This window comes from Methylomonas sp. 2BW1-5-20 (assembly GCF_052474515.1).
This window is the reverse complement of sequence record NZ_CP184127.1, coordinates 3,537,061-3,550,755: the sequence shown is the minus strand read 5'-3', so window position 1 is coordinate 3,550,755 and position 13,695 is coordinate 3,537,061. Positions and strand designations below refer to the sequence as shown.

Sequence of the window (13,695 nt, the reverse complement as noted above, 5' to 3'; positions counted from 1 at the left end):
GAATACCGCGTGGAACGGATAATCAGTTTTTTTAAAACAAAGTGGGTGCTTGAGCTGATCGGTATCGTGGTTTTGTCGGTATTGATTTGGTTTGTTGGGCCTTTAATAGCTATAGCCGGCACTGTGCCTTTGGAGTCCGATTTAAGCCGGATTATTACCATAGCGTTAGTAACCGGGATTTGGTTGATTTACCGATTAACAGTTTGGTTGGTATCGCGCAAGCGCGAGCAGCGTTTGATGGTCGATTTATCCGGCGGGACCGACGCAAACGATGCGCAATCGGCATCCGCCGCGGAGTTGGATGTTTTGAATCGCGGTTTCGACGAGGCCTTAACCTTGTTGAAAACGACTGGTTCCAAACAGCGGGGGCGTAAGCAATATCTTTACGAATTGCCTTGGTACGCCATTATCGGTGCACCGGGGTCGGGGAAAACCACGGCTTTGATTAATTCCGGGTTACATTTCCCCTTGGCTGAACGTTTAGGCAAGCATGCGGTAAAAGGCGTCAGCGGTACGCGAGATTGCGATTGGTGGTTCGCCGACGAAGCGATCTTATTGGATACGGCCGGCCGTTACACTACGCAAGACAGTCATCAAGAAGTGGACGCCTCGGCTTGGCACGGTTTCTTGCAGTTGTTAAAAAAGTATCGGCCACGCCGACCGCTAAACGGTGTGTTCGTGGCGGTGAGTGTCAGCGATTTAATACAGCAGACCGAGGAAGAGTTGCGTCGGCACGCGGCGGCGATTCGGCGGCGGATAATGGAACTCAATGGGCAGTTGGGTGTGCAATTGCCGGTATACGTATTGTTCACCAAAGCCGATCTCGTCGCCGGTTTTAGCGATTTTTTTGCCAATTTAACCGAAGACGAGCGCAGTCAGGTTTGGGGCGAAACCTTTATTCGTACCGACAACGATAAAGAGGATCTCGCCGCCCATTTAGCGCAGTTCGAACGAGCTTATGACGAATTGATTGGGCGATTGGTGCAGCGGCGCCTGAAACGCATTCAGGAGGAACGGGATGTCCATCGCCGCACGGCGATCTTCGATTTTCCACAGCAAATGATGTTGTTCAAATCGGTGGCAACCGGCTTTCTGGAGGCGGCGTTTTCCACCAATCGCTACGAAGAGCCTTTCCTATTACGCGGGGTTTATTTCAGCAGCGGTACCCAAGAAGGTACGCCAATAGACCGGGTGATGGCGGCACTGGCTTCGAGTTTTAGGTTGGAAAGGCAAGCAACGCCATTAATGAGTGGGCGAGGTAAAAGTTATTTTTTAACCAAGCTTTTGAAGCAAGTAGTATTTCCCGAAGCGGAATTAGTCGGGGTCGATCCAAAAGTCGAGCGGCGTTTCCGCTTGATGAATCTGGCAGGCTTTGCCGCTACCTTTGCGGTGGTGGCAATAGCTGTCGTGGTTTGGATGATCAGCTTTACCACCAATAAAATGGCGCTTGCCGATGTCGAGAAGCAGATAGAAGTTTATCGAGCCAGTAGTCTTGTCCCCACCGATTCGCGTTCCGGTTTTTTGGCGCTATTGCCAAAGCTAAATGCCCTGCAAGCCGCCAAGGATGTTTATAGTCAAACCGGCTGGAGCAGCGGCTTTGGTTTATACCAAGGCGATAAAATCGATTCGGCTGTCGATATTTCCTACCAACGCTTGCTTCGCGAAAATCTGCAGGGCTTGATTACCTTGCGTTTGAAAGAGCGTATGCAAGGCGATGAAGGCAAAAATCTGGATGTGCTTTATCAGCTGCTACGCGTCTATCTAATGTTCGGCGAGCCAAAACGGATGGATGCCAAAGTCGCTCAACCCTGGATCAAATTGGATTGGGAACAAATGTTTGCTACCGACCCGGAGGCCCAAGCCAAATTACAGTTGCATCTGGATAACTTGCTGGCCTTGAGCTTGGATCCGGCCGTTCTCGATAACGGTTTTGTCGATGCGGTACGGAATAAATTGACGCAAATTCCCTTGGTAAACCAAATCTATAGCCGTTTCAAAAGCGAAGCGCTGTTCGATCGCAGCCACGATATTGCGGTCGCCGGTCAATTGGCGCCCAATGGCGGCAGGGTGTTTACGGCAAACGGCAAGGAGTTGGATACGCTTATTGTCCCCGGCTTGTTTAGCAATTACGGTTATACCGAGCTGTTTCTGAAAAAAGGCATGTTTTACGTCAAGGAAGCCAGCGAACAAAATTGGGTGCTCGGAGCGGAGGGTGCTAGCACGCCTGTCGAAATTGACCGTTTATATGGCGATTTCAAACGTCTGTATTTGGGAGATTATCAAAAGACTTGGGACGGTGTGCTGACAGCGGTTAAATTTCGCCCGCAACCCAACAATAATCAGCTGGTAGATACCTTGGATCTGCTGTCCCGCCCCGATTCGCCGTTGAAGCTATTGTTGGAATTGGTTGAAAAAAATACCGCGTTAAGTAAGCTCTCATCCGAATTGGCCGATGCCTTGGCAAAATCTACCGGGGGCGCCTTGGCCGTGCCGGAGGCGGCGACCCAAAAACTGCTGGCGATGGCCAAACAAAGCGACGGCGGCGTTGATCCGGTTAAGGCCTTGGAGACTTATTTCGAACCTTACAATATGCAAGTGCGTGGCGCCGCCGACAGACCTGCTCCCATTGCCGCAACCTTGGCTAGCATTAAAAATCTGCATGATTACCTGATGCAGATTGGCTCGGCGCCGAATAGCGGCGGTCAAGCCCTGTCTACCGAGGCCGCGCGGTTTGCCGGTGGCGGCGTCGATCCTTTGCAAGCCGCCAAAATGGAGTTTGCTCGCTTACCGGGCCCGGTCGCGGCTTCGCTCAACGCCTTGACCAGCACGGGCGGACAGCAAATCAAAACCGGTGCGAAGGTCCAGTTGAACGAAATGCTGAAAACCGCCGTGACCATGCCCTGTAAAAGTGCATTGGCCGGACGTTATCCGTTCGCTAAAAATACCCAGCAGGATGTGTTGATGGCGGATTTCGGCAAAGTCTTCGCCAGTAACGGTATCGTCGATCAGTTTTTTAACGCCAATCTTAAGGCATTCGTCGATACTGCGGCGGTACAGTGGCAGGAGCTAGCCTCGGATAAGGCTTTGGGTTTGTCTGCAGTGAGTATTCGGCAGTTTCAGATCGCCTCGAAAATTCGCGACGCATTTTTTCCCGGTGGCGGGGCTGTGCCGCAAGTGCAGTTCGAATTAAAGCCATTGACGTTGGACGATAAAGTGGGAACTTTCAGATTAAACGTCGAAGGCCAGGAGTTGGTGTATCGCCACGGTCCGGAGCAGCTGACCAAGTTTCAGTGGCCCGGCACCAATAACAGTGCCGGCGTTAGAGTGGTGTTTGAAGCGTTGGACGGCAAACAGGTCAGTAAATCCAAGGAAGGCGCCTGGGCATTGTTCAGGATGTTCGACGAGTTTAATATCCAACCGACCGGCTTGCCGGACCGCTTCAATTTAACCGTGCAACTGGAAGGCTATACCGCCAAATTCGAGCTGCACGCGGCCAGCGTCAATAATCCGTTTGGTATCAGCGAGTATCAAAGCTTTCGTTGCCCGGAGACTTTATGAGTTCGCTCGATATGCTGAGCGTTGGTTTTTTTGGGAAAGTGCCCGGATTGGGCGATTTCGTCAGCCGGCGTTTGCCCAGGCATTTTATCGAGCCGTGGGACCAGTGGTTACAAGCCTCTATGCGTTCCAGCCAGGAAATATTAGGCCAGAACTGGTTATCCTTGTTTTTGGTTAGCCCGATTTGGCGATTTGCGCTTAGTCCCGGTGTTTGCGGCGCTAGCGCTTGGGCCGGCGTGATGATGCCTAGCGTCGATAGAGTTGGCCGTTATTATCCGTTGACCTTGGCGCAATCCGTTCCGGCAGACGTGTTACTGCCGCTGTTTTTACCGGAGTCCGATTGGTTTGCGCAATTGGAAGACGTCGCGCTGTCGGTATTGAACGAATCCTGCGATCTGGACAGCTTCGACAAAGGCCTGATGGCGATTGGCTCGGCTGAAAGCTGCGTGAGCCAACATTTTGCAGCGGATCTCGGCCGAGGACTCGGTACGGCCAATGGTAAGCTGGCGCTTGGTTTCGATTTGGAGAGTTTGGATCAGGCCGACGTCCTGTTTCCACGTTTGAGTCAGAGCCTGATCGAGCGTTTTTTTCCGTTGTACAGCATTTGGGCGAGCGAAGGCGGCCAGTCCAATCGGCCCAATTTGTTATTTTGCGAAGGTTTGCCGCCGATAGACACTTACGCGAGCTTCTTACAAGGTTTGCCGCAGACGGGCCGGTCCTGGCAGGTGCAGCGGTACCAGCAAACTCAAAGCGTAAAAAAAGTTGAGCGGGTTTTGAGCGTTGGGAAACCGGAAACGCTGGTAAATCAAGTTTCGGTGGCGTCCGAATCGGCTGCTTGGACTTCTTATGGGGTTACGGTGGTAGGCAACAAGCGTAAACACAATGAAGATGCGATGCTCGATTCCCCCGCTCTCGGCTTATGGGTTGTTGCCGATGGCATGGGTGGGCATCAGTCCGGCGACGTTGCCAGTCGCTTGGTGGTGGACTCTTTATCGACCTTGGAATTTGCCGAAAACCTGGATAGCCAGATAGAAGATGTTTGCAATAAATTACAGAAAATCAACGACGACTTATGCCGATTTGCCGCTGGAATCCAGCAAGGCAGTATTGTTGGCACCACAGTAGTGGCCTTGTTGGCGAAAAACGCGGATTGCGCGGCAATTTGGGCTGGCGACAGTCGCTTGTACCAATTGCGAAAGGGTGAATTTAAGCAGATTACCCGCGATCATACGCTGATTGACGAGTTGATGGATTCCGGTGTGATGAGCCGGGAAGTAGCCGCTCAGCAAGTTGGTGCCAATGTGATTACGCGGGCGGTTGGAGGACAATTGACCTTGGCGTTGGATGTTGTCCGTTTTCAAGCGGCGATTGGCGATCGTTATCTCTTATGCAGTGACGGTTTGGATAAAGAATTGTCGGAAGCCGAGATTGCGGAATCGATGGGGGCCGGCAGCTGTCAGCATGCTACCGAGGCTTTAATCAGTCAAGCTTTAAGCCGGCGTGGCCGAGATAACATTACTGTTTTAATCGCTGAATATAATGGCTGAGACGGCCGTTATGGGTCGGCGGTCTTTTCACGTAGTAGCGATTGCGCGCAACCGCTACTACTGCAAGCTCTAGAGATAGTTAAGAAGTTATTTAAACGCTATCTGCCGGTTTTATATTTCGGAATCGGACGCAGTAATTACCGAATACCGTATCTGTTACGAAATATCGTGCTAACTTTGTGCCACTGTGGCGGATATGATTCGTCATTCGAATGGTTTCTGATAAGTAACTTCTTTCCATATCAATGTTTTATGTTTTTTTGTTTGTCGTTTTCTATAGCTGGCACGCTTAATGATATCTATAAGTTATCTAATACGGCGCAAGCGAAATTTTAAGAATATCGAATTCGTTCAAATCGAAAGCGCTTTGTTTAATTCGCGACTTGAAAAAACGACTAGACTAACTCGGTTAGTTATAGGCGTAATGCAAAGGTGAAGAGAGCGGGCGGTAAACGAGAACTCAAGCCGATCAAAAGCAAGTTAGATAAATGCATTACATTGCTGCGGTTCATTGACGGAAACAATGTCATTACTAAAGAGGAGCGAAAATGGCGGATTTATCAGGGTTGTTAAGTGAGTTAAGCCCCGACAATCCCTGCGGAGAGAATCTTGAATACGACAACGCGCGTGTGGCGCTGGATAACGATATTCAGGGTACGCCGGAGAACCAGTTCAGCGGAGAAAAAGCATTACCGCCTAACTGGCGGGAAGTAAACAAACAGGCGATTGCGTTATTGCAAAAGTCTAGGGATTTGCAAGTAATTTTGTACTTAATTAGATCCTTGATTCCTTTGGAGGGGATTTGCGGGTTTCGCGATGGATTGCAGTATCTGGGGGAAGCGCTAAACCGTTATTGGGATTCCATCCATCCGCAGTTAGATGCCGATGACGGCTTCGACCCGACGATGAGGGTCAATATCCTAGAAGAATTGATTAATTTTGACTGGATATTAAGGCCTTTGAGTCTGGCGATACTTGTAGAGTCTAAAGCCGTCGGCCGGTTTAGTTTAAGGGACATTCAGTATGCCACAGACAAAATCGAGGCGCCGGCCGGCGTGGAAAAGCCGGATGTTAGTGCGATCAAAGCCGCTTTTTTGGATGTAGATAGCGAGGCATTGAATGCGTCGTATCAGGCGGTAATCGATAGCATTCGTAGTGTTGACCAATTGGACGCCTTCGTCGGTGAAAAAGTCGGGGTTGGTCAAAGGGCGAATTTATCGGGATTAAAAACACTCCTGAAGGACATCCTTTATCAATATGAACAATTCGGCGGCTCTAGGCTGGCAGGGGACGCTGAAGCGGAGCCGGAAAGCGAAAATACGGAGGTTGTGGCTGGCGGCGGTTCGGTTAAAGCAAAACCCATATCCGGAGCGATAGAGTCGAGGCAGGACGTATTGCGAACCTTGGATATGCTATGTAAGTACTACGCCGAAAATGAGCCATCCAGTCCGGTGCCGCTATTGCTAAAACGCGCTAAACACCTTGTGACGGCGGATTTTATGGAAATAGTCCAAAATTTGATGCCCGATGCACTTTCGCAAATTGATGCTATAAAAGGTCCTGATCCAAGTTAAAGTTTTTGGGGTCGTTAATCATAAGTAATTGGAGAATAAAATGGCAGAAAGCAGTCAGAAGTTTATACAACGAAACCGAGCTCCCCGCGTACAGATTGAATACGATGTCGAAGTCTATGGTTCTGAGAAAAAGGTGCAGTTACCCTTTGTAATGGGCGTATTGTCCGATTTGTCCGGCAAACCCGCGGAGCCGCTGCCACCCATAGCGGACCGGAAATTACTTGAGATAGACGTCGATAATTTTAATGAGCGCTTGAAGTCAATGAAGCCGCGAGCCGCTTTTCAGGTAGCCAACACGCTGACCGGCGAAGGTAACCTTAGCGTCGATATCACTTTTGAAAGTATGGATGATTTTTCACCGGCGGCGGTAGCCAAGAAAGTTGCCGGTCTGGATAAGGTACTGGAGGCCAGAACCCAATTGTCCAATTTAATCACTTATATGGACGGCAAGACCGGCGCGGAGGAACTAATCACCAAGCTAATTAACGATCCTGCCTTATTGCAAACCTTGGCATCCTCGGCAAAACCAAGCGAAGCCAAAGCCAGTGGTGAAGGCTCCGAAGGAACTGGGGAGTAAGACATGGCCGAATTAGATACCCAAACACAACAAGGCGCGACTCAAACACTTGAGCTGGACGACTTTTCGGCATTGCTGTCGAAGGAATTCAAGCCGGGAACCGAAGCCGCGAATCAAGTCACCACTGCGGTGGCTACTCTGGCGCAATATGCGCTGCAGGATGTTTCCAAAGTATCCGATGATGCAATCAAGAGCATTCAGGCCATCATCGCGGAGCTGGATCAAAAGATCTCCGAACAGCTTAGCTTGGTATTGCATCATCCCGATTTCCAAAAACTGGAAGGCGCTTGGCGGGGGCTGCATTATTTGGTGAACAACACCGAAACCGATGAAATGCTGAAAATCAAGGTGTTGAATGTATCCAAAAACGAACTGGGTAAAACCCTGAAGAAATTTAAGGGCACTGCCTGGGATCAAAGCCCGTTATTTAAAAAACTCTACGAGGAAGAATACGGCACCTTCGGCGGCGAACCTTTCGGTTGTTTGGTCGGCGATTACCATTTCGATCATAGTCCACCGGATGTGGAACTGCTCAGCGAGATGGCAAAAATCAGTGCCGCGGCGCATACCCCCTTCCTGTCCGGCGTGGCGCCGTCGGTTTTGCAAATGGAAAGTTGGTCTGAACTGGCCAATCCGCGCGATTTGACCAAAATCTTCCAAACACCCGAATATGCCGCTTGGCGGTCATTACGTGACTCCGAAGACTCTCGCTATATCGGTTTGGCGATGCCGCGCTTTCTGAGCCGATTGCCTTACGGCGCCAAGACCGATCCGGTAGATGAATTCGATTTCGAAGAAGATACCTCCGGCGCCGATAGCAGCAAATACACTTGGTCCAATGCGGCCTATGCGATGGCGGTCAACATCAATCGCTCGTTCAAGCTTTACGGCTGGTGTTCGCGGATTCGCGGTATTGAATCCGGCGGCGCGGTGGAAGGTTTGCCGGTGCATAGCTTTCCGACCGACGACGGCGGCGTGGATATGAAATGCCCAACCGAGATTGCGATTACCGACAGGCGCGAGGCGGAATTGGCAAAAAGCGGTTTCATGCCGCTGATCCATAAGAAAAATAGCGATTTCGCGGCATTTATCGGTGCGCAATCGCTGCAAAAGCCCGCCGAATATGACGACCCGGATGCAACGGCCAATGCCAATTTGGCGGCCCGCCTGCCTTATCTGTTCGCCACCTGCCGATTCGCACATTATCTGAAGTGCATCGTTCGCGACAAGATCGGTTCTTTCAAGGAGCGCGACGATATGCAAATTTGGCTGACCAGTTGGGTGAAAAATTATGTGGATCCCAATCCGGCGATGTCGGATGAATTGACCAAATCCAGAAAACCTCTATCGGCTGCCGAGGTGGTAGTGGAAGAAGTGGAAGGCAACCCCGGTTACTACACCTCTAAGTTTTACTTGCGTCCGCATTACCAGTTGGAAGGGCTTACGGTATCGTTGCGTCTGGTTTCCAAGTTGCCGTCGGTCAAGGGCGGTTAAGGTATCGAAGATTTTAATTTTCCGGGAGGTGCGTTTGAGATGATTCTGAGTTGTCAGATAGCTGTATTTCGTTAACAGATAGTTTTACATCAATTTAATTTTATTAGAAGAAAGGAGTAGGTTATGGCAGTAGATATGTTTATTAAAATCGATAATATTCCGGGTGAGTCCAAAGATCACAAACATAAAGGTCAAACCGATGTGCTGGCCTGGAGCTGGGGTTTGTCCCAATCAGGCACCATGCATGTCGGTGGTGGTGGTGGTGCCGGAAAAGTGAATGTTTCCGATATAAGTTTCACCAAATGGTTGGACAAAGGCAGTCCCGATCTGCTGAAAGCCTGCTGCAAAGGCACCCATATTAAAGAAGCGGTGTTGGTGGTTCGCAAAGCCGGCGATAAACCTTTGGAATATTTGACCATCACTATGGAAGAAGTCCTGATCTCCTCAGTTTCTACCGGTGGTTCAGGCGGCGAGGATAGGCTGACTGAAAATGTCACGCTTAATTTCGCCAAGGTAAAAGTCAAATATATCGAGCAAACCGAGAAAGGCGGCGAAGGTGATAAACCTGAAATGGCTTGGGATATTCAGGGAAACGTTCCTTATTAAGTTGTGCTGGAGTTCTGGTCGCGCGCCCGCCCGTGAGGGGGGCGCGTCCCTTTGCGAATCGACTTTCCGAATTTAAATGACTACAAGTACCGCAGAAATAAGTTTGAAAGAAGGGCGACTGGAGGATGCGCTGGCGCAATTGCAAGATCAGGTCCGTAAGAATCCGGACCAGGCTAAACATCGAATATTTTTGTTTCAGTTGCTGGCGTTGAACGGACAATGGGACAGAGCACTGAATCAGCTCAATGTCTGCGGCAATCTGGATGCGGCCAATTTGGCGATGGTACAAACCTATAGGGAAGCCATTCGTTGCGAAATGCTTCGAGAAAAAGTATTCCAAGGTCAAACCTCCCCGCTGGTTTTCGGCGAGCCCGAACAATGGATTGCCTTGCTGATCGAGGCCTGTAAGCTATCGGCCCAAGGGTGCCATGAGCAGGCTGGCGAGCTTCGCGATCAAGCGTATGAATTGGCGCCAGCTAGTTCCGGATCTTTCAACGGCGACGCTTTCGAGTGGATAGCAGACTCCGACACCCGCATCGGCCCGGTGGTGGAGGCGATAGTGAATGGCCGTTATTACTGGATACCCTTTTGCCGGATTGCCAGAATTGAGATAGAAGCGCCTAGCGATTTGCGCGATTTAGTCTGGTTACCGGCTCAATTTACCTGGGCCAACGGCGGCAATGCATTTGGCCTGATTCCTTCCCGCTATCCCGATTCGGATAAGGCCGCGGATGCGACGCTGCGTTTGGCCCGCAGGACCGAATGGCGGGAACTGCCCTTCGGCCATTATCACGGCTTGGGGCAGCGGCTCCTGGTGACGGATCAGGGCGAGCACTCATTATTCGAAGCTCGCCAGCTGATTGTAAATTCAACGGTCTCCATAGACCATGGCTGAACTGGCCGCTACCGAGCGCCTGCAGCCGTCGTTGCTGGATAGGCTGACCGACAACGCGCCGACGAATAAGACGGAATCGGGAGAACAGCGGGTTCTGTCGTATCGGCAGTTGCGGCAAAGCGTGTTGAGGGATTTGGGGTGGCTGTTAAATACCACGGCTTTCGAAGCATTGCAGGATTTGAGCGATGCACCGTATGTGGCACGTTCGGTCGTTAATTATGGCATTCCGGCATTGTCCGGCACCAATCTCAGCAGTACGGATGTCGGCAAGTTGGAGCGCAAGATCAAGCAAGCCATTGTCAATTTTGAACCGAGAATAATCGCCGCTTCGCTGAAAGTGCAGGTGGCTGTGGCCGATGAGAGGATGAGTCAGAAAGCCATTTGTTTCAAAATCGAAGGCGATTTATGGGCGCAGCCTTTGCCGGTGCATTTGTATATACGTAGCGATCTGGATCTGGAAACCGGGGAAGTCACGGTCAAGGATTTAGGGGGATAAGGGATGGACCCTCGTTTACTGAAATACTATAACCGGGAGCTTCAGCACGTTCGCGAGGTCGGCGCCGAGTTTGCCAGCGAATTTCCCAAAATTGCCGGTCGGCTGGGCCTGGATACTTTCGAATGTAGCGACCCCTATGTCGAACGGTTGTTTGAGGGCTTTGCTTTCATGGCCGCTCGGGTGCAACTCAAAGTTGATTCCGAGTTCCCCAATTTTACCCAGCATTTGCTGGATATTATTTATCCGCATTATTTGTCTTCGACGCCCTCGATGACCGTGGTCGAGTTCAAACCCGACTTGAGCGAAGAAGCTCTGGTTAAAGGGCTGACTATTCCAAAGGGTACCAGTCTGCGTAGTCTGGTGGCCAAAGGTGAACAGACGGCTTGCGAATATCGGACGGCGCAGCCATTGCAACTGTTTCCGCTGGAAATCAGCCAGTTGGAATATTTACCTACCTTGGCCGCTATTTCCAGTAACGGTTTGTCGTCGCCGAAATACCTGAGTCAGATCAAGGCTGCGTTACGCATCGTGTTACGCACCACTACCGGGGCGAAATTCAACCAACTAGCGCTGGACAAGCTACCGTTATTTTTACGAGGTTCCGGTAGCACTCCTTATCGGTTATACGAGCAATTTTTAGCTAACAGCAAGGCGATTGCCTGCAAATCGAAGCATGGCTCGTCGACCATGGTTAAATTTGCCGATGGCCGGCTGGTGCGTGGGGTAGGATTTGAGGAGGATGAGGCATTATTGCAACAACCCCCGCGTTCATTCGACGGCTATCGGATTTTGCAGGAATATTTTGCGTTTCCGGAACGCTACCTGTTTGTGGAGCTTGGCGAATTATCGGGTTTGATTGCGGAGTGTGAAAGCGACGAAATAGAGCTATTCGTCTTGTTGGATCGCAGCGACGCACAATTGGTTAATGCCGTGGATAAAACCAATCTGGCGTTGTTTTGCGTACCGGCTATCAATTTGTTTCCGAAGAAAGCGGACCGGATTCGCGTCGACCATCGCCAGTCGGAATACCATCTGGTTGTCGATCGCGGCCGGCCGATGGATTATGAAGTGTCCAGCGTCAAGCAGGTTGAAGGCTTTGGCAGCGGTCAGAGTGTTGAGCAAACCTTTTTACCGTTTTATGGCTCGAAGACGGCTTTTCACAGCCAAGCGGAAACGGCGTTCTACACATTACGCCGCCAGAAGCGGGTTCTCTCGACAAAACAGCGCCGCAAGGGCGTACGTTCCAGCTATATCGGCAGCGAAGTCTTCATTTCCCTGGTTGACGCCGCTCAGGCGCCCTATTCGGTCAATGTCGGCCAATTGGGTCTGGAAACCTTGTGTACCAATCGCGATTTGCCATTGGTTATGCCGGTTGGGCTTGGCGATACCGACTTTACCTTACAAATCAGCGCGCCGGTCAAATCGATACGCTGCATCGCCGGTCCGACCCGGCCGTTGCCGGCCGCATACGAAGCCGATACGGTTTGGCGCTTAATCAATCATCTTTCGCTGAATTATTTGTCGCTGGTCGATAACGATGCCAATACGGGCGCGACGGCATTGCGCGAGTTATTAAGTTTGTATGCGGAGAACCGTGAGCCGGCAATCAAAAAACAGATTGAAGGCGTGATTTCGGTCAGAACCAAAAATGTAGTCAGACGCATCGATGCCAATGGCCCTATGGTGTTCGGCAGGGGCTTGGAAATTACGGTGTTGTTAGACGAATCGGCTTTCGAAGGCGGCGGCTATTTTCTGTTGGGTACGGTGTTGGAACAGTTTTTTGCCCGTTATGTGTCGATCAACTCTTTTGTGGAAACGGTGATACGTACCACCGACCGCGGTGAGGTGGCCCGATGGCCAGTGAGAATCGGACGCCGCCACACGTTTTGATGGCGGAGTTGGAACAGGCGGCTCAAAGCTTCGATTTTTTCGAGGCGGTGCGGCTGATCGAATGTTTGAATGCCGACAGGCCCAGATTGGGCTCCAGCATTAAAGTCGGCGACGATCCGTTGCGTTTCGCCCAAGAACCGGAGTTGGAGTTTTCGCCTTCCACTATTGCCGCTTATGCCAGTCATGACCGAATTTCCGACAAGCCCCGGCTGGCGGTAAATTTTTTGGGGTTGTTCGGGCCACAAGGGCCGTTGCCGCTGCATTTGACAGAGTATGTTCGAGAGCGGCTGCGCCATCATCACGATCCAACCTTTGCCCGCTTCGCCGACATTTTTCATCATCGGATGATCAGCCTGTTTTATCGGGCTTGGGCCAATGCTCGGCCCACCGTGCAATACGACAGGCCGGAAACCGACCGCTTCGGATTTTATGTCGGTGCAATGCTGGGTATCGCCGGGCCAGCGCATCGGGACCGCGATGAGCTGGCCGATAGAGCCAAGCTATTTTATGCCGGACATTTTGCCGCGCAGACCAAGCATCCGGCCGGTTTGCAGTCTATTATTGCCGATGTGCTTAATGTGCGCGTGCGCATCGACGAATTTGTCGGCGAGTGGATGGATATTCAAGTTAGCGATCAAACCCGCCTCGGTGTCAGCGCCGATATTGCCTGTCTGGGTCAATCGGCGTTGTTGGGAGCGGCCGTCTGGGGATGCCAGCATAAATTCAATATTGCATTGGGACCTTTGCGTTTGCAGCAATACCTGGCCTTATTGCCGGGTGGCGAGGACTTACCGCAGCTGGTTGCTATCGTCCGTAATTATGTCGGCGACGAGTACGTGTGGGATGCGCAGTTGATACTGGAAAAATTCCAAGTACCAAATGAATTGGTCTTGGGCACCGCGGAGGCAGGCGATGGCCTGAGCATGAACGGCGACGCCCAGTTGGGGTGGAGTATGTGGCTGGGACTGCGGCGTAGCGCTTGCGATGCCGATGATTTGCGGCTGAATCCGTTCATCACCTTGGCTGTTGAGTGACAAACAATTTGTAAACTTTTACCGATA

Annotated in this window: 10 protein-coding genes; all 10 read left to right on the top strand. The window is 51.2% G+C overall.

The window, feature by feature from the left end; genetic code table 11:
* Window positions 1-9: 9 nt before the first annotated feature.
* The 10 genes from tssM to tssG all read left to right on the top strand — a co-directional run bounded on the left by tssM (window position 10) and on the right by tssG (window position 13,668).
* The gene (gene tssM / locus ACH50O_RS16480; RefSeq protein ID WP_446808848.1) at window positions 10-3,558 is read left to right on the top strand and encodes a type VI secretion system membrane subunit TssM; all 3,549 of its coding nucleotides are present in this window, start codon (window positions 10-12) and stop codon (window positions 3,556-3,558) included.
* Window positions 3,555-5,102 carry a type VI secretion system-associated protein TagF gene (gene tagF / locus ACH50O_RS16475; RefSeq protein WP_446808847.1) on the top strand — a complete coding sequence of 516 codons (1,548 nt, stop codon included), beginning with the start codon at window positions 3,555-3,557 and terminating at the stop codon, window positions 5,100-5,102. Before tssM ends, tagF begins: the two co-directional genes overlap by 4 nt.
* A gap of 548 nt (window positions 5,103-5,650) precedes the next feature.
* Complete coding sequence (gene tssA, locus ACH50O_RS16470; RefSeq protein ID WP_446808846.1) at window positions 5,651-6,676, top strand: type VI secretion system protein TssA; 1,026 nt, start codon at window positions 5,651-5,653, stop codon at window positions 6,674-6,676.
* Window positions 6,677-6,716: 40 nt separating this feature from the next.
* Window positions 6,717-7,253 carry a type VI secretion system contractile sheath small subunit gene (gene tssB, locus ACH50O_RS16465; protein ID WP_446808845.1) on the top strand — a complete coding sequence of 179 codons (537 nt, stop codon included), beginning with the start codon at window positions 6,717-6,719 and terminating at the stop codon, window positions 7,251-7,253.
* A gap of 3 nt (window positions 7,254-7,256) precedes the next feature.
* Window positions 7,257-8,747: a type VI secretion system contractile sheath large subunit gene (gene tssC / locus ACH50O_RS16460; RefSeq protein ID WP_446808844.1), complete on the top strand. Its 1,491-nt coding sequence runs from the start codon at window positions 7,257-7,259 to the stop codon at window positions 8,745-8,747.
* Between the two features lie 123 nt (window positions 8,748-8,870).
* Window positions 8,871-9,353, top strand: a complete 483-nt coding sequence (locus ACH50O_RS16455) for an Hcp family type VI secretion system effector (RefSeq protein ID WP_446808843.1) — start codon at window positions 8,871-8,873, stop codon at window positions 9,351-9,353.
* A gap of 76 nt (window positions 9,354-9,429) precedes the next feature.
* A complete protein-coding gene (locus ACH50O_RS16450) occupies window positions 9,430-10,248 on the top strand; it encodes a type VI secretion system accessory protein TagJ (protein ID WP_446808842.1) in 819 nt (272 codons plus the stop codon).
* The gene (gene tssE, locus ACH50O_RS16445; RefSeq protein WP_446808841.1) at window positions 10,241-10,744 is read left to right on the top strand and encodes a type VI secretion system baseplate subunit TssE; all 504 of its coding nucleotides are present in this window, start codon (window positions 10,241-10,243) and stop codon (window positions 10,742-10,744) included. The genes ACH50O_RS16450 and tssE overlap by 8 nt, the downstream gene beginning before the upstream one ends.
* Window positions 10,745-10,747: 3 nt before the next feature.
* Window positions 10,748-12,634: a type VI secretion system baseplate subunit TssF gene (gene tssF, locus ACH50O_RS16440; RefSeq protein ID WP_446808840.1), complete on the top strand. Its 1,887-nt coding sequence runs from the start codon at window positions 10,748-10,750 to the stop codon at window positions 12,632-12,634.
* Window positions 12,598-13,668 carry a type VI secretion system baseplate subunit TssG gene (gene tssG, locus ACH50O_RS16435; protein ID WP_446808839.1) on the top strand — a complete coding sequence of 357 codons (1,071 nt, stop codon included), beginning with the start codon at window positions 12,598-12,600 and terminating at the stop codon, window positions 13,666-13,668. The genes tssF and tssG overlap by 37 nt, the downstream gene beginning before the upstream one ends.
* The last annotated feature ends 27 nt before the right edge of the window (window positions 13,669-13,695 follow it).